This window comes from Streptomyces cyaneochromogenes (assembly GCF_003963535.1).
GTDB lineage: Bacteria > Actinomycetota > Actinomycetes > Streptomycetales > Streptomycetaceae > Streptomyces > Streptomyces shaanxiensis.
Window position 1 is genome coordinate 10,357,587 of the sequence record NZ_CP034539.1, and the last position, 20,918, is coordinate 10,378,504.

Consider the following 20,918-nt stretch of genomic DNA (forward strand, 5'->3'; position numbering starts at 1 on the left):
CAATGGCTCAACCAGGGGCCCGGCTCAGCACCGCCCCTGCGCCGTGGGTGCCGTTGAGCCATATGATCACGGGGCTCGATGCCAGCGTTCTGCGGCCGCGGGAACGGGGACAGCAGAGATGCTGTACGGCTTCGGCGTTCCCCCGGGTGGTGTCAACCACCAAATCAGCGTCACCTGTCTCGAAAAGTCCCACCGAACTTCGAGAACGACGTACGCATCGCACCGTGCACGTTCAGTGGCCAACCAGGGCGTTGTGACCTGGCCTCTGTGGAGAATTCGGCTGGAGGACGATGCGGGCTACGACTCCTGACAAACGTGGTGGGCTTGACCTGGTCAGCGGTCGGTGTCGTGCAGGAGGCCGCCGGGTAGCGGGACGCGGCAGCCGCGCGATCGCACGCGATAAACCCGGCGACGTCGATGGCAATCCCCGGGATACTGGTCGCCCATGGATGAGGTCAAGGTCGTCGTCGCCCATTCCGAGCGCGCGACCCTGCGCGTCGGCGATGTCTTCCTGAAGGTGGATGTCGATCAGGCGCGCATCGACGCCGAGGTCGAGGCGATGTCTCTCGCGCCGGTCCCGACCCCGAAGGTCCTGTGGCGCAAGCCGCACGTGCTCGCGATGTCCGCGCTTCCCGGGACGACGCTTGGGCGCCTCGGCGGGCCGTCGACCGGGTCACCGGCGGAGTGGGCCGCGGCGGGCGCCGCCATCCGGAGGCTGCACGCAGCGCCCCTGCCGCCCCGGCCCGGCCGGGCAGGCCGGAGCATCGTCACGCTGGCGGCGGAACTCGACGACGAGTGCGAGTTGCTCGTGACCAATGGCGTTCTGCCCGACGACCTGGTCACCCGCAACCGCCAGGTCGCCGAGGCCGCGCTGCGGCCGTGGACTCCGGCTTTCACACACGGCGATCTGCAGATCGCGCACGTCTTCGTCGACGGCGATGAGGTCACCGGCATCATCGACTGGTCCGAGGCGGGTCAGGGTGATCCCCTGTACGACCTCGCCACCTTCACGCTCGGACATGAGGAGCACCTCGACGACGTCATCGCCGGCTATGGCACGGACATCGACCTCGACGTGATCCACGCGTGGTGGTCGTTGCGAAGCCTGGTGATAGTTCGCTGGCTGATCGAACACGGCTTCGACCCCTTCGCGCCGGGCTGTGAGGTCGATGTGCTGCGATCCCGGATGTGAGGCTGCGCGGGCCTGGCTGCTGTGACTGCGTTCTGATACATCGAGCGGGCCGGCGATTCTGGTGTACAGCACGAACAGAATCCCGCACGGCACCCCTGCGAATATCCAGACGCTCACGACCCGGACGTCGCGGATTGGCGGGACGACCTTTTATCCCGGCAGATGAGTTGGGAAGTGGCCCACCGGCCTTCGCTCGGGCTGCGTCGTTCCTGAACTGCACGCTCTGCGGGGCCTCTCTCAAAGGGGTTGAACTGCTCGAGTGGACAGGCAGGGATCTGGCTCGGGGAAACGTCGACGTCAGCTTCGTCTTCGAGACGAGTCGGGTGACCGTCTTCAATGCTCTCGACGAGAACGGCCTGAGCTTCGCCCCACCTGATCGGCATCAGCGGTCCCACCCGCTCCGCTGGATCCCCTGGAGTTGGTACGCGGTCGGGCCGGTACACCGCGTCGTCCGCCTGCGTGACTGACGCGCAGAGCGTGAAGACCGCCACCAGCATCCCTAACCTGAGCCGTGGCGCGACGCCGGCAAGAAGTTCGTGGGCCGCAAGCACAGCATGGTCACCGACATGGGCCTGGTTGGGGCCGCAGCCGGTTCACCCTTCGAGCCACCGCATCAGGCGATGGTCGTCGCGGTGGGCAGTCGGTCGGGGAACGTGACGCCGGTCAGTTCCTCGGACAGGGTCCACAGGCGGCGGGCGGAGCCCGGGTCGCTGGCCGTCCTGGCCCGACCGACGAGCGTGGGGGCGCCGGTGCGCTCGCCGCTGCCGTCAGGGCCGACGTAGCTGGCGCCCGGCAGGTCCTGCGTCGCGGTGCACAAGGTCCGTAGCGCGCCTGCCGTGCTGTCCCTGAGAGATGAATGCGGATGCCGCGTTCACGGCGAAGCGGCGCACCGCGCTGGGGTCGTTGCTGGTCAGGTTGGTCTTGGCCCACCCGGGGTGTGCGGCCATGGCACGCACGGGGGGAGCCGGCGGCGGGGAGGCGGCGCTGGAGTTCCAGGGTTAACAACAGGGTGGCCAGCTTGGACTGGCCGTAGGCGCCCGTCGGGGTTGTACTTGCCCGTCAGGTTTGGGTTGTCGAAGTTGATGCGGGTGCTGGCAGGGATGCGGTGCGCGTTGGAGGAGAGGCTCACGACACGGGCGGTGATGTGCGACAGTAGCAGGTTGGTCAAGGCGAACGGCCCGAGGTGGTTGGTCGCGAACTGCGTCTCGAAGCCGTCCTTGGTGGTGCTTTCGGGGGTGTTCATGACGCCCGCGTTGTTGATCAGGATGTCGAGGTCGCCCTGCCAGGCGGTGGCGAACTCTCGGATCGTGGAGAGGTCCGCCTCGTCGAGCCGGCAGACCTCCAGCGTGCCGCGGGCGCCCTTGACGGTCGTGGCGGCGGCCTCGCCACGGCCGGGGTTGCGCACGGCGAGCACGACGGGGGTGCGGGCTCGGGCAAGGGCGTCGACGGTGGCGATGCCGAGCCCACTGACGCGTCCGGCACGACGCAGGTGGATCAGGGGCCTCAAGGATGGCGCCCTGCCGGAGCCGCAGGCGGCGAAGTGGATCTGCCCCGCATGCCCGAGTACATCCGTCGCGGCGTGCGCTCGGGCCATCTCATCGCTTTGGCCTCCACCGACGGAGTGTGCGTTGTCGAGATCAATCAGAGCGCCGGCAGGAAAACACCGGGCCGCTTCCTCAAGAGTCTGGTGGGCACCGGCACGAGGCTGGCTCCTGCGGACTTGCCGGCTGTGGCCCTGAACCCCACGACGGTTTGGCTGACGGACGTCTGGGGAGCTGCGGCGGTCCACCGTCTCCCGCAGGAGATCCTGCCGGCCTCCCTCTCCGACCTCGGCGCGCGAGAGTTCCTCTCTACAGTCGGCTTCCCCTGTGTCACCGGGTCCGGCCACTCGGCGACGCATTCCGCGCGCGACCGTGCGATCCGTCGTCGGGGCCCCGGTCACGGAATCGCCGTGACCGGGGCTCTGGGATCAACTGCCGCGGAAGATGCCGACCGCCGCTAGTTCCGGTACCGGAACACGATCCGGCCGCGCGTCAGGTCGTACGGCGGGAGCTCCACCAGCACCCGGTCTTCCAGCACGATCTTGATGTAGTTCTTGCGGATCTTCCCGCTGATATGCGCGAGTACCTGGTGGCCGTTCTCGAGCTCCACGGTGAACATGGCGCTGCGCAGGCACTCGACGACCTTGCCCTCGACTTCGATGACGTTCTTGTTCTTCGTCATCGCACCAGCTCCAGGTTGCTGCTCATCGGCCGGGCGCCGACGCCTTCGAACAGCGCCGAGGCCGCTCGGTTGGACTCGTGTACTTCGGTCCAGGCCGCGGCGAAACCGGAGCTGTGCAGCGTCCCCAGCGCGTGGGCCAGCAGCGCCCGCGCGATGCCGCGGCGCTGCTCGCCGGCCCGGACCGCGAGCAGCCCGATGCGCGGCCGGTTCACCGGCACCACCCGGATCAGACCCAGGTAGCGGTCCGGCGCCGCGGCCACCGCGTACTTCGACGGGTCGACGATGGTGTCGCCTTCGGGACGGGAAATCACCTCCGCGGGCATCGACTGCCACCCGACGGTCGCCTCGACTTCGTCACGGATCGCGCGGTCGACCGCCCGCAGCAGAGTCTCGTCCGCTTGACCGGCGGGCACGATCGTCACGCCCGAAGGCGGCACGACGGCTTCGAGCCCGGTGACCCGCGGGTCGGTCGGCACGGCGTACTCCCACTCGCGGCGCCGGATCGTGAAACCGGCCCGCCGCCAGCCGGCCGTCAGCTCGACATCGGCTTCGTCGACCACCGTGTAGAGCGGCGCCGGCAGTTCCGCCAGCATCGCCTCGGCGAGCCGGTCGAAGGTGGCGTCGTGCCAAGCGTCGATGCTGATGAACAAGCGTCCGTCGGGCCGGTGTTCCGCATGCCCGCGGCCGACGACCAGGTCGTCATCCAGTGCATGCCATTGCCTGTCCGCGACGCGCGTGATCATCACCGCGTTCTCGCTCAGGCCAGATGTGAAAGGCTTCGTGTTCATCGGAGTCCCCTTCCAGGAGAGCCTCGATCTCAGGCGCTCCCGGCGACACCGAATGTCAGCCGCCGGACCGTGACGGGTTGAGGGAGCACCCACGGGTAACTGTGTTCACGGGGCTCACCTCCATACGACGACTTCACGGTCCACCGCGAAAGTAGCAACGGGGGACCGCCTTGCTCAAACGATTTCCCATGAGCTCGTAACGCGACAGCGATCGCGATCCGGGCTTCTGGGGGCGTCTCCAGCAGATGAGGCTGCAAGTCAACGAGAGGAAGAAGCCGTGGAGTTCGACGAGCCAGGAGCGCTTTGGGCCCGGTCGGGCGGCCAGGAGATGAGAGGAGTCGATCACCGCTCGCGACCGGTCCGGCTTGGGGGTAGGCGGTTTTGTCAGGGCCAGTAGGCGTTGGTCGGCGGGGCGACGACCAACGCCGTGTCCGGGTCGTGGTCGATCTGCGCAGGGCCGGCGACGTTCATGGTGGCTCGGGCCCACGGCTGTTCTCGCAGCATGAACGGCAGTTCCTCCAGCAGCCAGTTCGCCACGTGCTCCCGCTGTTCGGAGGAGTCACCGTCGCGTACGGCCAACAAGTGCTCCTGCTCATCGAGGTCACCCTGCATCCACACCGAGGCGTCCAACCACGGGGCAAGCTCTTCGCGGATGATTCCGGTGCCCTCGATCCAGATGAAGTCCGCACCGGCAGGGACGGTGATCGATCCGGGCCGGTCCTGGGCGATCCAGGCATCAGGGCGGAAGTCGACCGCATCACCCCGGTGCAGGGGTTGAAGGATGTTCTCGACGAGTACGGCACCCCAGTCGAAGCAGGCGTGATTCCAGGCGATGTCGTCGGTGTGCATGATGGCGGAGTTGGGCACCACCTTGCGCAGCCGCGCGGCCAGGGTCGTCTTGCCGGCGCCGCCCCGGCCGTCGATCGCGATCACCCGCGGACGTCCGGTGACGTCGGGTGATGCGTCGCGCAGCTGCCGGACGGCGTCGAGCACGGCCACCGCCCGCCAGTCAACGGCTTCGGTCTCGCCTGGATGTAGACGCATCGCAACGTGTCTCCGGAAGTGAGGACACGGCTCCGGTCTGCCCGGCCGCTCCGCCGCGTGCCTGACCTTATCGACGTCCTGGCGAGGCGTCCCGTCCGTGTCGGGCCGCGACGCTCAGTCCATTTCCGTAAGGAGTCCATGGCCCGCGGGGCACCGCTGGTCCGCACCCGTGATGCGTCCTCCCCGAACGTCACGTCCCGGAGACATGGTGCTCGCGATTCTCGACAGCCCAGTGCCCGCGAACGCGTTCCGCCAGGTCACCAGGGTTCGCCTGGTGCACCGTCAGACTTCTGATCGCGTAGACGCGTTCAATCGACACCTTCCCGGTGCGGCTGGTGCGCCGTCGGCGGAGGATCCGCATTGCCTGGTCGGCGTGCGGGAACGGCAGCCTGGGCACGGTGGCGGCCTTGAGCCGGCGGATCTCGTCATGGCCGTGCGGGGGCGGGTGCTTGTTGGGGTACGGGCCCGGCGATCTGCGGCTGCGCCGTATGGATGCGAGTGACCGGAAGCGATGCCGCAGCCAGGCGGCGGGGCCTGAGGGCGCGGCTGCATGCCCGCCGGGTGATGCGTCAGACCACGGCGAGCCGGTCGACCAGCAGCTCCACCCTCGGCTCGGTGTTTTCCGGCGGCAGCCGTCCTGCTCGGGTGAGGGTGGCCAGTCCGTGCAGGGACGCCCAGAACGTCTCGGTGAACAGTCCCGGTTCGACGCCGTCCCCGGCAACTTCACCGAGGCTCTCCATCAGGGCGGCGAAGGCGTCCTTGAGAGGTTCCGGGGTGTCCTCATGGGCGTACGCGAGACCGCCGTCGAGCTGGAAGATGGCGTCGTAGACCGCCGGATGGCGTTCGGCGAAGTCGAGGTAGGCGCGCGCGAGGGCGGCGACCCGCTCGCGCGGGCCGTCCGCGGCGGCGGTCGCGGCCCGCACCGCCGCGGCCATCTCGGCGGCGCCCTGGAGGGCGACGGCTCCGATGATCTCCCGCTTGCCGCGGAAGTGGCTGTAGAGGACGGGCTGGCTGTATTCGATGCGCTCGGCGAGGCGGCGGGTGGTGACGGCGTCCCAGCCCTGCTGCTCGGCGAGTTCACGGGCTGTCGCGACGATGAGGCGCTCACGGCTTGCCCGTTCGCGATCCTTGCGTTCCTGTACCGACATGATTCGATCCTAGCATTGCTAGACAATCGAGCGGCAGCAGTACTAGCGTTGCCTCATCTTCTAGCAACGCTAGGTTCAGGGAAGGTCATCATGCTCACTGCACTTGAGGTCTTCACCACCGTGGTCGTCGGTCTGATGGTGGGGGTGGAGTTCTCCGTCGCCTTCGTCATCAACCCGATCCTCAACGCCCTCCCCGAGGACAGCGGCCAACTCGGCCGCGCCCACGGGGGCCGGATGCTCGGTGCCCTGATGCCGGTCTGGTACATCGGCTCGCTCGTCCTCGTCGCGGTCTGGGCGATCGCCGGATGGCGCCACGACGGTGCCGGCCTCGCCGTCACCGCCGGCGCGCTGCTGATCCTCAGTGTGATCATGTCACTTCTGCTGCTCGTCCCGATCAACAACCGGGGCAAGACATGGACCCCCGAGAATCGGCCCGCCGACTGGAAGCAGCAGATGAACCGCTGGGACCGCTTCCACTACGTCCGCGTCGCCGTCATCACAGCCGCCTTCACCCTGCTCGTCGCCGCCCTCGCCTGAGCTGGCGGGCCGACACCGCGCTGGCGGCGCACAATCCACACTCCCCGGGCGGCAGCAGGCCAGCGAAATCACGCCCCCGGGAATGCGGCTTCTGCTCGGAGGCCTTCACGGTCGCGTCGGCCCGGAGACCGACCGGCCGCGACGGTGTGCAGGCGGTGGACTGTGTTTGCGGACGGCCGCCTCTGCGCCCGCAGTTCACCCTTCGTGTCCTGGGATCCCGGCGCCCACCCGCAACCGATACCGAGCCGCCCGCCGAGTGGGGCCCGCTCTGCGTAGAAGGTCCTGGAAACCCGATGACAAAAGGTGTGTGTGGCGCCACCGGTGAAATTCTGCCCGAATTCCGCGACTGAATGGTAGGGGAGAGGCATTTCAGGCGCCTCAAATCCTGTAGTATTGGCCTGCGTTGGTAGAATGAGGCTGCTTGGGTGCGCCGAATGGCTTCGGGGCGAGGAGAAGAGAGTGCCGGAGAGGAATCTCGAGTTCGGTAAGTACGGGGCTCGCGGTATCAAAGGACATGAGGCGGTGGCCCGCCGGCTTGATGCGCTTGCCCACTTCATCGCGACCCCGGTCACTCAACACCGCGGTCTGGTGGCCCGCCTGCACTACCTCACCCGTACCGATCACGCCCGTCAGGCAGCCCGTGCGGCCGGCCTCACGGTCACCGGCCGCACGATGAAGGCGTGGCTGGACGGCAAGCGCAGCCCGTCCGCGAAGAATCTGCAGGCCATCGAGGTCGCTTACCGCACGGTGCGTCGGCACAATGTCGCCCGGTATCTGCTCGCCCGTCTGAACCGCGAAGGGCGCGGTACCCGCGTGGAGTTCCACCCGCTCAACCAGAGCCAGGTGCCAAGGCCGCGCCAGCGGGTGATCGAGTACCGCACCCTCAACGTCCGCCACTGGGACCGCATCGTGCAGGCCTGGGCCGAGGACGACGACGCCGCGCTCGATGATGCCTGGGTCAACGACGCGACAGTGGACCTGGGCAGCCAGTGGGGCGAGTACGAGTACGTGACCAGCATCGGATTCGCAGCCTGACAACACTGTGGGACCTCTAATTCCGGCTGCGCAATCTCGCGGCCTCCGTCATTTCGGTCTGGTCGGAGGGCTCACCCTTTTTTTGGGCTGACGAAGTGCCCATTCACGGTCGCTCGGTGTCGGTTCGGTCCGCCAGCGAGCCCGTAGGACTCCGTCCTTGTCGGTCATGACAGCGGTGAACAGAGGCACACGTTCATCCGCATATACAGACAGCAGTGCGGCAGCGCGTGCACTGGCTATCCGGGCGGTCAATTCCGCGTAGTCGTCCTCGTCGGCGATGGCGCTGCGGATGAGGCCGTCGTCGTCCTGCCACACGCCTTCTACGAGGCCGTCGGAGGGGAGGGCGCACGGCGGCGATGTCGGTGGACAGGGGTGGCCAGACAGCGAGACGGGCCCGGGGCGTCAGTCCAACACGAACCGGGCCGATGGTGTCGCGGTCGAGATGGTGCCATCGTGAGGCACCCTCGAGATGGGTCTCTTCCAGGATTCCTGCATGGCCGGAGACGACTGCCCTGTGCAGGTCGGTCCAGAAGTCATCATCCCCGGGCCGCTGAATGTCCTGGTCCTCCTCCTCGCCGAAGGCGTACGGGGAGGCGTCCATGCGTTCTGGGAACAACCCCAGCTCGCGGGTGCGGGCCAGCGCTTCCTCGCAAGGTCGGCTGCTGCTGATGTAGAGGTACTGGTCCCACCCCACGTGGACCGCGAACGTGTCGTCCGCCTCCAGTCGGCACCAGGCACCGTTGTCGCGCAGCATGACCCGCACCAGCTCCAGCGCGACATCGAGCGGCACCTGTGCCCCGTCGTGGAAACCGGCCTGGCCGGACGGGAAGAGCCCTTCCAGCCCGAAACCGTCCACCGCAGGTTCGACACCGAAGTGGGCCAGGGAGGGAACCTGCGGCTCGCGTACGACCAGGTGATCGGTACCAGTGTCCGCGGCGAAGGCAGCAACAGCCCGAAGGTAGGACGCTTCTACCTCGCCGTGGTCGCTGACAGTGTCCTCAGGACCGGTGTAGTGGCCATGTGCGTCGCGGTCAGCGGGGTCGTACTTGGTCACGCGGTACACGCAGGTCGGCACAACTCTTATCCTTCCGCACAAGCCTGGGGCCACGCCGGGCCCATGCCGGGGGAGCCGAGGCACCGGGGTAGGACCCGTCCGAAGCTGCCTGGTCAGAGCGACGACCCGCGCCACGAGATGCGAGATCGTACAGGCTGGGGGCCTCCACCTGGTTCATGTAGGCGGGTCGAGAGACGGCTCCTGGCGGTTTCAGCGGATGCGGTGTTGCTTCCAGAAGGGGTCCAGGTCGTTGTCAGTCACGGACTGCGCGGCTTTCTTGAAGTCTGCGGTGCTGGAAAGGCCGTACCAGTGGTCGCGGGCGTACTGCTTGAGCAGTCGTGCCATCGTGTCGGCGCCGATGGTGCGTTCCAGGCGTGCCAGGGCGCAGGAGCCGGCCGTGTAGACGAGGTGGTACTCGCCTGGGTGCTTGGCCCAGTAGGCCATCGAGTTGGTGAGCGCGGTGTCCTGGCTCGGCCAGTCGTCGTCCGACCAGCACTCGCGTGTGTCCCAGCCGTAGAAGCGTGCGTTGGCGTACTGGGCGAAGCTCTCGTCCAGCCAGGGTGCGCCGTATTCGTCGTTGCCCACGATGCCGTACCACCACTGGTGGGCCACCTCGTGGACGACGGCGCCGCCTTCCTCTGTGGTGCCGAGGATGACCAGGCCGGGGTACTCCATACCGCCGCCGAAGTCCTTGGTCATCACGAAGTCGATCTCGCCGTACGGGTAGTGGCCGAACTCCTTGCCGAACCGGTCGATGGCGGCGACGCCGTCCTTGCGGTTGAGGCGCACTCCCGCCGCGGGTGTGTTCGGCGCCCAGTACGACTTCACGCGCACACCGCCGGGCGAGGTCTCGGTCGCGGTGCGGAACGGGCCCGCCGCCCACGCGAAGTCCCGCACCTGGTGCGCGACGCTGTGCGTGACCGTACGCCCGGGCGTGCCGTGGCGGGTCCAGGTGCGGCCGGTTGCGGGGACCTTGAGGGCCGACGGGTGGTCGATGCGCACACGGAAGTCGCTCGCCAGGGCGTAGAAGCTCTCGCCGGTCGACACATATGGATCGAGGTGCCATCCCTTTGCGTCGTGCACGGCGAGCACCGGCAGCGCATTGCCCAGGAATCGGAACGCGCCCTCACGGCCGAAGCGGTGGTTGCGCTGGGGCACCGTGATGGATACGTCGAAGGAGAGGGCCGTCCGCTCGCCGCGCGCGAGCGGCCTGGGCAGGGTGATGCGCAGTGCGGTGCAGTTCACGGTGGGGCGGCCCGCAGTGCCACCGCGCACCTTGGTTATTTTGATGGGGGACGGCCTGCTGGGCGTGCCGCACTTGTCGTCTCCGTTGCCCCACAGACGCATGAACACCTCACGCAGGGGCCTGTCGGAGGCATTGCGGAACGACACTCGCTGCCGGCCCGTCCAGCGCGAGCCGTCGGCGTCGCTGCGCAGGGACACGTTGTAGCGAAGCCCGTCGGGCGTCGCGGCCGCGGCCTTGGGGGTCGGTGCCGCTGCCGGTTCTGGGACGGCGTCGGCAGCGGTGGCGCCCACTGCCACGAGCAGGGCGAGCGGGACAACGAGCAGACGACGAGCGGCCCTTGAGCACCATGCGGGTGCGCGTAACGACGACATGGCAGCGGATCATGCCACATCGCTCTGACAGCCGGCGGTTGTCGCTACTCCTGCTGTGGAGCGTCATGTTCATGTCCGGGATGCGGTTTGTCGCCGATGCGAAGCGGTGTCGGCACCGGTGATCTGTGACGTTCGGTGATTGCTGGACCGGCCGGGGAGCCGGACACCGCGGATCGGCTGGCGCCTCTCAGTGTGTAATGTGCCTTAACTGCTGACACCTATTACATGCGGAGGGTGTGTGGATACCGAGATCGTGCGGGCCTGGGTCGAGGGCTGGGCCGCCTCGCGCCGGGCCGCCCCTGTGGTGGAAGAGCCCTGGGGATTCACAGTCGACGTCGGACTTCCCGGGCAGGTGACCCGCCATGTCCTGCCCAACGCCGACGAGAAGCTCATCCGCGGGCTCATGGAGACCACCACGGCGCCTGGCACCTGGCTCAAGGTACTCACGGAGCCGCAGACCATATCCCCCTGGCTCGCACCCGCATGGACCTTTGACGACCCGGGTTTCCTGATGTCGGCAACCCTGCATCCGTCCGCCACGCGCCTCCCGGCCGGCTACCAACTGCGCACATGGAGCCGAGGCGAGGTCACCCGCGCCCTCGTCCGCGACAAGGACGGCGCCTTTGCCGCCCACGGCCAGGTCGCCGGCTCTTGCCACGCCGGCTCCGTCGTGTTCGACCAGATAGAGACCGCGCCTGCTCACCGTCGCCAGGGCCTGGGACGGGCAGTCATGCACACCCTGGCCAACGCGGCGATCGCGGCGGGCGCCCGGACGGGGGTGCTCGCCGCAACGGTTGAGGGGCAGGGCCTGTACGAGTCGCTTGGCTGGACCACACACGCACCACTCACCAGCGTCGTCCTCACGTCATCCGACGCCGGACGGTGAACCACACGCTCACCGAGAGCACTCCACCTCACAGAACGTCACAGGCCAGCGGTTCTGGCTGAACTTTGTGGTCGTGCCGGCCGCCGGCCGCTTTGTGTGCACTTGGGTCGGTGACGGCTTGCGCCCGGCGCTCGGTTGCCGGCGGCGGGCGTCAGTTGTTGGGCCCGGTGAACGACGGCCCCCTGTACGAAGGAGGCCGTCGTCGCACACTCATCCAGTGCTCGCGTTCGTCTGCCGCGGCCACGCTTCGAGCGTCGGGGTCCCAACCGACAGGCGATCTGGATGCAGACTTGGTCCGACAGAGTGCGGTCCCGCATTTTGCACGGCTCGCGCCTGCCCCGGTGAAGAGCCGGAGCTGTATCGCTCTGTTGCTGGCTGCCTTTGCCGGGTTTTTCGCGCGGGGGCACGGACCCGGCCGAGGGCGCCCAGCGGGCAGGGAACAGTGTGCGGGACCTTTTCTCCGCGTACGCAAAGTGTCGCTACGACCCGGCGTAGCGGAGGGTTCAGTATTGCTCCGTCTCCACGAAACCCGCATCCCCGTTGTCGTCGGCGCCGAGGGCGGCGGCGGTCGGGTCGAATCCGGGCGGGCTGTCCTTGAGGCCCAGGCCCATGCCGGCCAGCTTCGCCTTGACCTCGTCGATGGACTTCGCACCGAAGTTGCGGATGTCGAGGAGGTCGGCCTCGGAACGCGCCAGGAGCTCACCCACGGAGTGGACGCCCTCGCGCTTGAGGCAGTTGTAGGAGCGGACCGTGAGTTCGAGTTCCTCGATCGGCAGCGCCAGATCAGCGGCAAGGGCGGCGTCCGTGGGGGACGGGCCCATGTCGATGCCCTCGGCGTCGATGTTGAGCTCACGGGCCAGCCCGAACAGCTCGACCAGCGTCTTACCGGCAGAGGCCATGGCGTCACGCGGACGCATCGCCTGCTTGGTCTCGACGTCGACGATCAGCTTGTCGAAGTCGGTGCGCTGCTCGACACGCGTGGCCTCGACCTTGTACGTGACCTTCAGAACCGGCGAGTAGATGGAGTCGACCGGGATACGACCGATCTCCTGGCCCACCTGCTTGTTCTGCACGGCGGAGACGTAACCACGGCCACGCTCGACCGTGAGCTCCATCTCCAGCTTGCCCTTGCCGTTGAGCGTGGCGAGGACGAGGTCGGGGTTGTGCACCTCGACACCGGCCGGGGGCGCGATGTCGGCGGCGGTGACCAGACCCGGGCCCTGCTTGCGCAGGTACATCACGACCGGTTCGTCGTGCTCCGAGGAGACGACCAGCTGCTTGATGTTGAGGATCAGGTCGGTGACGTCCTCCTTGACGCCCGGCACGGTGGTGAACTCGTGCAGCACGCCGTCGACACGGATGGACGTGACCGCCGCACCCGGGATCGAGGACAGGAGGGTCCGGCGAAGAGAGTTGCCGAGGGTGTAACCGAAGCCCGGCTCCAGCGGCTCGATCACGAACCGGGAGCGGAACTCGTCGACGACCTCTTCGGTCAACGAGGGACGCTGAGCAATCAGCACGAGGTATTGCCTCCAGTGGTTTGGCGCCTGCTATGTGACGCCGTAGACACACGAATGATACGGGCGATACAGGCGATACGGTCTCCGCGGAGGCCGAACCGCCCGACTCCCTCACTCGGCGAAGAGGCTTCGGGCCTCCCTTCGGCCCGTCGCCCCACGGCCGTCTCTGCTTTGCCGGCGTCCGGCTCCCGGGCACGCAAGGCAGCTCCGGTGCAGTCAATGGGGTTGTGTACGCCCCAGGTGATCACGCAAGCGGCTGTGAGGACAGGGGATTTGGTGGAGTCACCTTCGCGCCCCGCGGCGCGGAATTAGCCGGACAGTCCCGACGAGCCGTCGACCGATCCACAAGTCCTGAGTATTGCTCCACGGTGAGGCGAAGCCCTTGACCGGAAGTAGTGGTCAACCTCCAGGAGGCGATCTGACGGAAACTCAGTGAGCAATGCCGGAAGTGTAGTTGCCGAAGTACATCGAATCCGTCCGTTTGCCTGATCGCGCCGCTACGAGATCAGAAACCACGGTGTGTCACCGAGACGTATTCGAATTTCTGATTTTAATCTCCGGTGATCGTAGGAAGTCGATCTCTCTCGCGGATCGCACCCACCTCACTCCATCGGAGATGACATGCACAAGCTTCGCAAAGCCGCCGTCGTGGTCGTTGCCCTGGGCAGCGTTGGACTCCTGAGCGCCGGCACCGCCACCGCCCAGGGGCTCGACGGCCACGGCGGCAAGAGCGGCAAGGGCGGGGACAAGGTCAGCGTCCTGCAGAGCTCCAACTGTAAGTCGCACGACCTGAACCTCGACGTCCTCGGCCAGGTCGGCGTGCTCAATGGGCTGCTGGGCAACGCGCTCAACGGCGAGGGTAACGCCGGTGGGCAGAGCAAGCACATTGGCTCGACCATGGGCTGCAACAACAGCGCCTTCTAAGGCCTGTTGGGATCGCTTGTCGGCTCTGGGCTCAGTCCGCGCGGGTACCGGGATGGTCGCTTTTATCCCGCGTCTGTGCAGGCAGGGCCCACCGGCAGGCCGGGGTGTCACCGGCAGTGCTCTCCGTGTTCGACGCGTGCGCGGCCCTTTCGGTGGGACGGCGTCCTTTGCGCCTGGCAGCTCCCATGCCCTGCAGTCGTTGCTACGACCGCTCGGCCGCCTGGTGGTCGCGGGTGGGAATCAAGATGTCGTCCGCGATCACTACCGGGCCCTCCAGCGGCAGGCTCCACGGCCGGCCCTTGCGCACCGGATCCGGTTGGGGACTGCGCTCGACTTCTTCCCTCGCCGCGGCCGGGCTCCTTCAGCTGATCGGCTGCCGAAGCTCGGCCCGGATCCGGAGGGTCCGCTCGGCGAGGCCCGCGAGGTCCACGTCCTTGGCGTCTCCGGAGGAGACCGCGGGGTCGATCTCGCCGATCAGCGCGCCGGTGTTGCCGTCGTTCCAGGCGCACAGCGGCATGATGACCCGCATGTTCAGGTCCGCCTTGGCGACCACCTGGCAGGTGACGGTGACGTCCGAGCCGGAGGGGCGGAAGTCCTCGGGTGCCCGGGCGACCGATATGCCGTCCGGGTCGGCGGCGTCCTTCAGCATGGTGTCCCGGGCGTCGTCGGCGTCCTTGAACCGGCCGTACATACCGCTGACGTTCAGCTGGCCACCACGGTCCGCGGGCGTGTAGATCGCGACGGCCGCCCGGATGTCACGACCGCCCAGCGCGCTCTCGGCGTGCTGCTCGAAACTGTCCTGCGGGGAGTCGGAGAAGTCCTGCTCCATCTCGTACTCACCGCCGAGCAGGGTCTTGGGCAGGGTCAACCGGTACCGCGCCTCGGGAAAGTCTCCGTCGGTGCCGCCCTTGCTGAACACGATCGCGACCCAGGCGACGATCAACAGGGCCATGGCCCCGCCTACGACCCCCACGACGACACCGGCCCGGCTCTTCTTCGGCGGCGGGGGCGGCAGGAGGTACGGCTGGGACGCGGGGGACTGCTGCGGGGGCGGGGGCGTGGACATGCCGTGAAGCTACTGCACACACAGCTCACCCAGGGCGTGGTAGCCCCTCGACCGCCGCCTCTTCACTGGCGGTCGAGGCACCGTTCACCCCTGCGTCGATCGCCGTCCTCACCTCCGCGAGGATGTCCTGGGCGTAGGTGCCGTTGAAGGCCTTCGCCTCGCGTGAGCCGAGACATCAGTTGCTGGACTGCTGGCCGATCCTCGTCGACCTTGATCGCGGAGACATACGCTTCGGGACCCTCGACGAGCGCCACCTGCTGGCCAGGAGAGATGCAGAGTCCGGCCAGCGAATTTAAGGGTCGCGTCCACCGCAGGCCACTGCTCGATGGCACGGCCCGGCCCCATTGCGGCGGGCCGGGTCCAAGTGCCACAGCGGCAGTTTGTCGCAGACCTTGTCCGTATGGAGGTCAGTGGTGACGCCTCTCGATTGCTCGGAAGCTGCCGACCAGCGCGAATGGCACTGTGGCCCCGTCGAGGACTGGCGTGCCGTCGATTGCGCTACTTGAGTTACGAGGCCCGATTTTCGCAATTGCAGAGCCGTTGTCGCAGGTAATTCCGCGGAAGAATTCGACCGTCCTGTCACTCTCGTTGAGGACGTTGAAGCTGGTCGCGGGACTGCTGATCACAGCGGTGCACACGCCCGGCTCGGCTGCGAACGTTCGCTCGTTGACGTGGATCCGCCCGTCGTCGTTGTTCCGTCCATGAGCGTCGTTCCGGTAGTTGTAGTCGGTCTGGCCGTCGCCTCCCTGTCCCTGAGGGACAGAGGCGTCGGCGTCCTGCACCGACGGGACGGACTTCGGGACGGAACTGGAAGCCGAGGCGTAGTTCACGCCGGTTGCGGCAAGGACGGTGACGCCCACCGACAATGCGATCGCGACAACGGTCCGCGTGCGCATTCCATTCTTCCTTCTTACAGGCATTCCGTTTCTCCATCTCTCGGCGTGTCGGCTGAGCCGGCCGACTATGAATGAACATACTCATGGCTAATTCTGTCGCCACCTCAGAAATATCTGACGGGCGATAAGGTGGGGCTGATCGGGCGTTCGAAGGCTCGAGGTCAGGTTTGTGACGCTCCATCAGAAAAGCGAAGCGGTAAGTGACTTGGTGGCACAGTTGAGCCGCTCGGGGGACTGGGCTGACGCCCCTTCACACTTCTGCTGGCGTGTCGGCTATTGACAAGACTCCGCACGGCGGCTAGCGGGCCACCCCGGACTCGTGGATTCGTCCTGTTCAGCGCCTGGCGGCTGGCGGTGCAGCGGGTGTGCGAGGCGGTCGCGGGATGGCTGTGCGGCGCCGTTGTGCCAGGTCACGGCGGGCGCCAGGGCAGGTTCGCCGGCCGATACGGCCACGGTGAGGGGGTCGCAGCGTCCAGGATCATGCCCCTCGTGCGGAGCCAAGGACTTCTTCTATCTACCCGCCTGCTCTTCACACCCGCTGTCGCCGCCGCTCTGGAGGTCGGCCGAAGAGTTCGGGGGGCGCCTCAGCGAGTCGTCCGCCGCTCAAGGCACAGTCCGCGCCTGGGGTGCCGAGATGGAGACCCAGTTCGCGCGTGGGGTCCTGCGTGACCAGCGCGCGGGCGGAATCTGCTTCAGAGACTGGCGCGACCGCTGGTGGAACGGCCGCGTCGTTGAGCCCCACCCAGAGCCTCCTACCTTGTGCCGGGCAGGTTGGAAGGCCGCCATGACCGCGTCCAATGCCTGCTCGCCGCGATCGACAGCTGTCAGGAAAGCCCCGACGCTCGGAGCACTGCCCGCACGTTCTCGTCGTCGATGCGGTGACCGAGCCGGTCGAGGACGTTCGTACCGTGGCGCAGCGTGCCGTATTCCAGGGAGCGGCGCACGCCCGTGTCGAGTTCGTGCCAGAGAAAGGGGCTGGCTCGTGAGGGTCCGGGATCGAGTTCCAGGCGGTGGCCGTAGGGGTCACGGAGGATCAGATGGGGGAAGGCGCCGTCGTATTGGCGTACGGCGACCAGCGTGTCCGTGTGGACGACGAGCCGGCGCCACGGGGTGCGTACTGCCGGCCAGCCGGGGCCCGCGCTCACCCGAGGCGGCAGCAGGAAGGTGAACACCGCGGTCGACGAGAGGGGCCGGAGCAGGGCGCGGAGGGGCGTCAGGCTTGTCGGTCGTGGGACGGGAGATGCCCGTCTCCGCGGCGACGTGCGCGATACCAAGTGGGCCGCTGCGGCCCGCTCCCGGTTCACCACCCCGGCCTGCACTTACACTGAGTAACAAGGGATGATCGTGACATACCGGATTCATCGTGCGCCAGCAGTGGATGCTCGTACCGGCCCTCACTCTGGTCCTCGTGGCGGTGCCCGCGATCTCGGCGCGGGCACAGGGTGAGGAAGTCCCGCGCGGCCCCACGTTCGGCGCGCGCGCTCTGCAGGCGCTGGTCGACGGTATCCAGTTCGGGGTCATCATCGCGATCACGTCGGTCGGACTGTCGCTGATCTTCGGGACCATCCACTTGATCAACTTCGCGCACGGTGAGTTCGTGACGATCGGTGCCACCTTCGCGTTCTTCCTCAACGCCTCCGAGGCCGGTCCGGGCTGGCACCTGATCCCCGCCGCCATCGCCGCGGTGGCCTTCGGCGCCCTGCTGGGCGGAGCTGTCGATCGCGGTATCTGGCGCCCGCTGAGGGCTCGGGGTACCGGGCTGATCAACATGTTCATCGTCACCATCGGGCTCTCACTGTTGCTGCGGCACGTCGTGCTCGTGCTGTACGGAACCCGGCCGGCCTCTTACGGGCAGTACGACATCCAGAGCACGATCGGTCTGGGGCCGGCCGGAATCACCCCACGTGACCTCACCGTCACCCTGCTCTCCGTACTGGTGCTGGTCGGCATCGCCGTACTCCTGCAGAAGACGCGGATCGGCACGGCTGTCCGGGCCGTCTCCGCCAACCGGGACCTCGCGGAGGCGTCGGGTATCGATGTGCAGCGGGTGGTGCTGTTCGTGTGGATGCTCGCCGGCGGGCTGGCCGCACTGGGCGGGGTCTTCTTCGGCCTGGTCGAGATCGTCACCTGGGACATGGGCTTCAAGCTCCTGCTGCTCATGTTCGCGGGGATCATCCTGGGCGGCCTCGGCTCCGCCTACGGTGCGATGGTCGGCAGCCTCGTCATCGGCATCGTCGCCCAGATGTCCACCCTGTGGTTCCCGGTGGACCTGCAGTACGCGTGGGCGCTGCTCGTGCTGATCGTCGTCCTGCTGGTCCGGCCACAGGGCATCCTCGGCCGAGCAGAACGCGTGGGCTGAGAGGTGCGTCATGGACTTCTCGGTCATCGTCTCCGACGCGCTGCGCTCCGGAATCGGCCCCATCGCCGCCATCTACGCGCTCGCCGCGATGGGGTTGAACCTGCACTTCGGCTACACGGGGCTCCTGAACTTCGGCCAGGTCGGGTTCATGCTGGTCGGCGGCTACGGGCTCGCCATCACGGTGTCGACGTTCGACGGCCCGATGTGGCTCGGTGTCCTGGGCGGAATCGCCTGCGCGATCGTGCTGGCCCTGCTGCTCGGCCTGCCCACCCTGCGGCTGCGCGCCGACTACCTCGCCATCACCACGATCGCGGCGGGGGAGACGCTACGGCTGTTCTACCGGTCCAGCTGGGCCGAGCCGGTCACCGGTGGGGTGTTCGGGCTGCAGAGGTTCGCGAACGACTTCTACGCGCTCAGCCCCATCGAGCCCGGCACCTACGGTGTGTGGCTGGTGAGATTCAGCTCCCGCGACCTGTGGGTGATGATCGTCGCATGGGCGCTGGTGCTCGTAGTCGGAAGTCTGCTCGCCCTGCTGATCCACAGCCCGTGGGGCCGTGTCATCCGGTCGATCCGTGAGGACGAGGTAGCAGCGCGCAGCCTCGGCAAGAACGTCTACGCGTACAAGATGCAGAGCCTGGTGCTGGGCGGCGTCATCGGGGCGGTCGCGGGCATGATGCAGGCGATCCAGGTGCAGTCAGTGAACCCGGACAACTACGATCCGGCCGTCACGTTCTTCCTGTACACGCTGCTCGTCCTCGGAGGTGCCGGGCGGATCCTCGGACCGGTCGTCGGTTCGATCCTGTTCTGGCTCGTCCTCAGCTTCCTCGACAGCGCGCTGCGCCAGGCCATCGACGCCGGGTACATATCGCCGGACCTCATCAGTACGTCGGAGGTCGGCGCGGTGCGCTTCGCGCTGGTCGGAGTCGCCCTGATCCTTTTGGTCGCGTTCAGGCCGCAGGGCGTTCTCGGCAGCCGGAAGGAGATGGTGCTCAGTGGCCGCTGAAACCGTCGTGTCCAACACCGGCCGCCTGTCCGCGATCGTTCCCGAGCCGGGGGTGCGCAAGCCCGACCCTCTGCTCGTCCTGGATCAGGTGACTCGTACCTTCGGCGGTCTCATCGCCGTGCGCGTCGAGCACCTGGAGGTGCAGCGCGGGGCCATCACGGCGCTCATCGGGCCCAACGGCGCCGGCAAGACCACGCTGTTCAATGTGGTGAGCGGGTTCGACCGGGCCGACGGCGGCCGGTGGTCGTTCGACGGACAGCCGCTCACCGGCTCCCCGGCGCACCGGGTGGCGCGGCGGGGACTGGTCCGTACGTTCCAGCTCACCAGGACCCTCGCCCGGCTCACCGTGCTGGAGAACCTGCTGCTCGCCGCACCCGGGCAACGCGGCGAGCGAGCCCTGCCCGCGCTGCTGCGACCGCTGTGGCACGGGCAGGAGCGGGAGTACGAGCGCCAGGCCGACGCACTGCTGGACCGGTTCCGGCTCGGACCCTTGCGCGACGACCACGCCGGCACGCTCTCCGGCGGTCAGCGCAAACTGCTGGAACTGGCCCGCGCGCTGATGGCCCGGCCGGTCATGCTCCTGCTCGACGAACCGATGGCCGGGGTGAACCCCGCCCTGACCCAGTCGCTGCTCGGACACATCACCCAACTGCGCGACGAGGGCCTGACGGTGTGCTTCGTCGAGCACGACATGGACGTGGTGATGGGCATCAGCGACTGGGTGGCCGTCATGGCCGACGGCCGGCTGGTGGCCGAGGGCCCACCGCACACGATCGGCCGGAACGCCGCAGTCGTGGACGCCTACCTGGGCAAGCGGCACGACGAACCGGAGGCGACCACGGAGAAGGAGAAGGAGCAGGAAAAGGAGGAGGAGTAGCGATGTCCGTCCAGGAGCAGGCGCCGGTGCTGGCGGCCGACGACATCGTCGCCGGCTACGTCCCCGGCGTCGACGTGCTGCGCGGATGCAGCATCGAGGTGTGGCCGGACGAGGTGGTCGGCGTGATCGGCCCGAACGGCGCCGGCAAGTCGACGCTGGTCAAGGCCGTCTTCGGGCTGCTGCGGGTGCGCGGCGGCACCGTGCGGCTGCGCGGCGAGGACGTCACCAACCAGCCCGCCCACGAACTGGTCCGACGGGGCGTGGGCTACGTACCGCAGCTGCAGAACGTGTTCCCCACCCTGACCGTAGAGGAGAACCTGCGGATGGGCGCCTACCTGCGGCCCAAGGACTACGCCCGGCAGGCCGCCGCGGTGGAGGAGCTCTTCCCCGTACTGGCCGATCGCCGGAAGCAGAAGGCGGGCGCGATGTCCGGCGGCGAACGCCAGATGCTCGCGATGGCGCGTGCGCTGATGACGCGGCCGCAGTTGATGCTGCTCGACGAGCCGTCGGCCGGCCTGTCGCCGCTCCATCAGGACCACGTCTTCGACCGGTGCAGAACGATCAACAGCGCGGGCGTCGCCGTGCTCATGGTCGAGCAGAACGCCCGCAGGTGCCTGCAGTTCTGCGACCGCGGCTACGTCCTCGACCAGGGCCGCAACGCCTACACCGGCGCGGGTACGGCGCTGCTCCACGACGAGAAGGTGATCGAGCTCTACCTGGGCACGCTCGCCCGCGTCCGGTGACTCCCG

Annotated in this window: 20 protein-coding genes and 1 pseudogene; 10 read left to right on the plus strand and 11 right to left on the minus strand. The window is 67.8% G+C overall.

The genetic code is table 11. From position 1 onward, the window contains the following. Window positions 1-445 precede the first annotated feature (445 nt). The gene (locus EJ357_RS46470; RefSeq protein WP_126398739.1) at window positions 446-1,192 is read left to right on the plus strand and encodes a phosphotransferase family protein; all 747 of its coding nucleotides are present in this window, start codon (window positions 446-448) and stop codon (window positions 1,190-1,192) included. A 613-nt stretch (window positions 1,193-1,805) separates the two neighbouring features. On the opposite strand, the pseudogene EJ357_RS46480 reads toward EJ357_RS46470, so the two are convergent. Next, window positions 1,806-2,699 (minus strand): annotated as a pseudogene (locus tag EJ357_RS46480) (oxidoreductase). Between the two features lie 48 nt (window positions 2,700-2,747). On the opposite strand from EJ357_RS46480, the gene EJ357_RS46485 reads away from it, so the two are divergent. Continuing rightward, window positions 2,748-3,194 (plus strand): hypothetical protein, encoded by a 447-nt coding sequence (locus tag EJ357_RS46485; RefSeq protein WP_126398741.1) that lies wholly within the window; start codon window positions 2,748-2,750, stop codon window positions 3,192-3,194. Here the strand turns inward: EJ357_RS46485 and infA are convergent. From infA to EJ357_RS46505, 4 genes are all read right to left on the minus strand, one after another. Beyond that, window positions 3,191-3,415, minus strand: a complete 225-nt coding sequence (gene infA, locus EJ357_RS46490) for a translation initiation factor IF-1 (RefSeq protein WP_093909198.1) — start codon at window positions 3,413-3,415, stop codon at window positions 3,191-3,193. The two genes, EJ357_RS46485 and infA, sit on opposite strands and share 4 nt — an antisense overlap. Continuing rightward, on the minus strand, window positions 3,412-4,203 hold the full coding sequence (locus EJ357_RS46495; protein ID WP_126398743.1) for a GNAT family N-acetyltransferase: 792 nt from the start codon (window positions 4,201-4,203) through the stop codon (window positions 3,412-3,414). Before EJ357_RS46495 ends, infA begins: the two co-directional genes overlap by 4 nt. 384 nt (window positions 4,204-4,587) lie before the next feature. Further along, entirely contained in the window at window positions 4,588-5,247 is a 660-nt protein-coding gene (locus tag EJ357_RS46500) for a nucleoside/nucleotide kinase family protein (protein WP_126398745.1), read from the minus strand. Between the two features lie 569 nt (window positions 5,248-5,816). Continuing rightward, window positions 5,817-6,395 carry a TetR/AcrR family transcriptional regulator gene (locus EJ357_RS46505; RefSeq protein ID WP_126398747.1) on the minus strand — a complete coding sequence of 193 codons (579 nt, stop codon included), beginning with the start codon at window positions 6,393-6,395 and terminating at the stop codon, window positions 5,817-5,819. 90 nt (window positions 6,396-6,485) lie between these two features. On the opposite strand from EJ357_RS46505, the gene EJ357_RS46510 reads away from it, so the two are divergent. Together EJ357_RS46510 and EJ357_RS46515 are read left to right on the plus strand one after the other, a co-directional pair. Continuing rightward, the gene (locus tag EJ357_RS46510; RefSeq protein ID WP_126398749.1) at window positions 6,486-6,932 is read left to right on the plus strand and encodes a DUF1772 domain-containing protein; all 447 of its coding nucleotides are present in this window, start codon (window positions 6,486-6,488) and stop codon (window positions 6,930-6,932) included. 459 nt (window positions 6,933-7,391) lie between these two features. After that, entirely contained in the window at window positions 7,392-7,967 is a 576-nt protein-coding gene (locus tag EJ357_RS46515; protein WP_126398751.1) for a transcriptional regulator, read from the plus strand. A gap of 193 nt (window positions 7,968-8,160) precedes the next feature. On the opposite strand, the gene EJ357_RS46520 is transcribed toward EJ357_RS46515, so the two are convergent. Together EJ357_RS46520 and EJ357_RS46525 are read right to left on the minus strand one after the other, a co-directional pair. Continuing rightward, window positions 8,161-9,021, minus strand: a complete 861-nt coding sequence (locus EJ357_RS46520) for an RNA-binding protein (protein ID WP_228472830.1) — start codon at window positions 9,019-9,021, stop codon at window positions 8,161-8,163. 210 nt (window positions 9,022-9,231) lie between these two features. Continuing rightward, window positions 9,232-10,638: a M1 family metallopeptidase gene (locus EJ357_RS46525; RefSeq protein ID WP_126398753.1), complete on the minus strand. Its 1,407-nt coding sequence runs from the start codon at window positions 10,636-10,638 to the stop codon at window positions 9,232-9,234. Between the two features lie 238 nt (window positions 10,639-10,876). Here EJ357_RS46525 and EJ357_RS46530 point away from each other — a divergent pair, with 238 nt between their 5' ends. After that, complete coding sequence (locus tag EJ357_RS46530; protein ID WP_126398755.1) at window positions 10,877-11,524, plus strand: GNAT family N-acetyltransferase; 648 nt, start codon at window positions 10,877-10,879, stop codon at window positions 11,522-11,524. Between the two features lie 503 nt (window positions 11,525-12,027). Here EJ357_RS46530 and EJ357_RS46535 read toward each other — a convergent pair. Then, window positions 12,028-13,044 (minus strand): DNA-directed RNA polymerase subunit alpha, encoded by a 1,017-nt coding sequence (locus EJ357_RS46535; RefSeq protein WP_126398757.1) that lies wholly within the window; start codon window positions 13,042-13,044, stop codon window positions 12,028-12,030. A gap of 621 nt (window positions 13,045-13,665) precedes the next feature. Between EJ357_RS46535 and EJ357_RS46540 the strand changes: the two genes are divergently transcribed. Continuing rightward, the gene (locus EJ357_RS46540; RefSeq protein ID WP_126398759.1) at window positions 13,666-13,968 is read left to right on the plus strand and encodes a hypothetical protein; all 303 of its coding nucleotides are present in this window, start codon (window positions 13,666-13,668) and stop codon (window positions 13,966-13,968) included. 361 nt (window positions 13,969-14,329) lie between these two features. Here the strand turns inward: EJ357_RS46540 and EJ357_RS46545 are convergent, their stop codons facing one another. The 3 genes from EJ357_RS46545 to EJ357_RS48770 all read right to left on the minus strand — a co-directional run bounded on the left by EJ357_RS46545 (window position 14,330) and on the right by EJ357_RS48770 (window position 17,102). Further along, a complete protein-coding gene (locus tag EJ357_RS46545; protein ID WP_228472831.1) occupies window positions 14,330-15,034 on the minus strand; it encodes a hypothetical protein in 705 nt (234 codons plus the stop codon). A 407-nt stretch (window positions 15,035-15,441) separates the two neighbouring features. Further along, window positions 15,442-15,930: a hypothetical protein gene (locus tag EJ357_RS46550; RefSeq protein ID WP_126398761.1), complete on the minus strand. Its 489-nt coding sequence runs from the start codon at window positions 15,928-15,930 to the stop codon at window positions 15,442-15,444. 824 nt (window positions 15,931-16,754) lie between these two features. Further along, window positions 16,755-17,102 (minus strand): hypothetical protein, encoded by a 348-nt coding sequence (locus EJ357_RS48770; protein WP_175647779.1) that lies wholly within the window; start codon window positions 17,100-17,102, stop codon window positions 16,755-16,757. A gap of 191 nt (window positions 17,103-17,293) precedes the next feature. Here EJ357_RS48770 and EJ357_RS46560 point away from each other — a divergent pair, with 191 nt between their 5' ends. From EJ357_RS46560 to EJ357_RS46575, 4 genes are read left to right on the plus strand one after another with little or no spacing between them, the layout of a single operon-like run. Beyond that, window positions 17,294-18,289, plus strand: a complete 996-nt coding sequence (locus EJ357_RS46560; RefSeq protein WP_126398763.1) for a branched-chain amino acid ABC transporter permease — start codon at window positions 17,294-17,296, stop codon at window positions 18,287-18,289. A gap of 10 nt (window positions 18,290-18,299) precedes the next feature. Beyond that, window positions 18,300-19,292 carry a branched-chain amino acid ABC transporter permease gene (locus EJ357_RS46565; RefSeq protein WP_126398765.1) on the plus strand — a complete coding sequence of 331 codons (993 nt, stop codon included), beginning with the start codon at window positions 18,300-18,302 and terminating at the stop codon, window positions 19,290-19,292. Then, the gene (locus EJ357_RS46570; protein WP_228472832.1) at window positions 19,282-20,169 is read left to right on the plus strand and encodes an ABC transporter ATP-binding protein; all 888 of its coding nucleotides are present in this window, start codon (window positions 19,282-19,284) and stop codon (window positions 20,167-20,169) included. Before EJ357_RS46565 ends, EJ357_RS46570 begins: the two co-directional genes overlap by 11 nt. A 2-nt stretch (window positions 20,170-20,171) precedes the next feature. Next, window positions 20,172-20,912, plus strand: a complete 741-nt coding sequence (locus EJ357_RS46575; protein ID WP_126398767.1) for an ABC transporter ATP-binding protein — start codon at window positions 20,172-20,174, stop codon at window positions 20,910-20,912. Window positions 20,913-20,918 lie beyond the last annotated feature (6 nt).

Bases quoted from the DNA above. Each gene is read 5' to 3' on its own strand.
- EJ357_RS46495 (WP_126398743.1), bottom strand. From the start codon at position 4,203: ATGAACACGAAGCCTTTCACATCTGGCCTGAGCGAGAACGCGGTGATG.
- EJ357_RS46545 (WP_228472831.1), bottom strand. From the start codon at position 15,034: ATGTCCACGCCCCCGCCCCCGCAGCAGTCCCCCGCGTCCCAGCCGTAC.
- EJ357_RS46540 (WP_126398759.1), top strand. From the start codon at position 13,666: ATGCACAAGCTTCGCAAAGCCGCCGTCGTGGTCGTTGCCCTGGGCAGC.
- EJ357_RS46510 (WP_126398749.1), top strand. From the start codon at position 6,486: ATGCTCACTGCACTTGAGGTCTTCACCACCGTGGTCGTCGGTCTGATG.
- infA (WP_093909198.1), bottom strand. From the start codon at position 3,415: ATGACGAAGAACAAGAACGTCATCGAAGTCGAGGGCAAGGTCGTCGAG.
- EJ357_RS46470 (WP_126398739.1), top strand. From the start codon at position 446: ATGGATGAGGTCAAGGTCGTCGTCGCCCATTCCGAGCGCGCGACCCTG.
- EJ357_RS46565 (WP_126398765.1), top strand. From the start codon at position 18,300: ATGGACTTCTCGGTCATCGTCTCCGACGCGCTGCGCTCCGGAATCGGC.
- EJ357_RS46575 (WP_126398767.1), top strand. From the start codon at position 20,172: ATGTCCGTCCAGGAGCAGGCGCCGGTGCTGGCGGCCGACGACATCGTC.
- EJ357_RS46525 (WP_126398753.1), bottom strand. From the start codon at position 10,638: ATGTCGTCGTTACGCGCACCCGCATGGTGCTCAAGGGCCGCTCGTCGT.
- EJ357_RS46500 (WP_126398745.1), bottom strand. From the start codon at position 5,247: ATGCGTCTACATCCAGGCGAGACCGAAGCCGTTGACTGGCGGGCGGTG.
- EJ357_RS46550 (WP_126398761.1), bottom strand. From the start codon at position 15,930: ATGCGCACGCGGACCGTTGTCGCGATCGCATTGTCGGTGGGCGTCACC.
- EJ357_RS46505 (WP_126398747.1), bottom strand. From the start codon at position 6,395: ATGTCGGTACAGGAACGCAAGGATCGCGAACGGGCAAGCCGTGAGCGC.
- EJ357_RS46485 (WP_126398741.1), top strand. From the start codon at position 2,748: ATGCCCGAGTACATCCGTCGCGGCGTGCGCTCGGGCCATCTCATCGCT.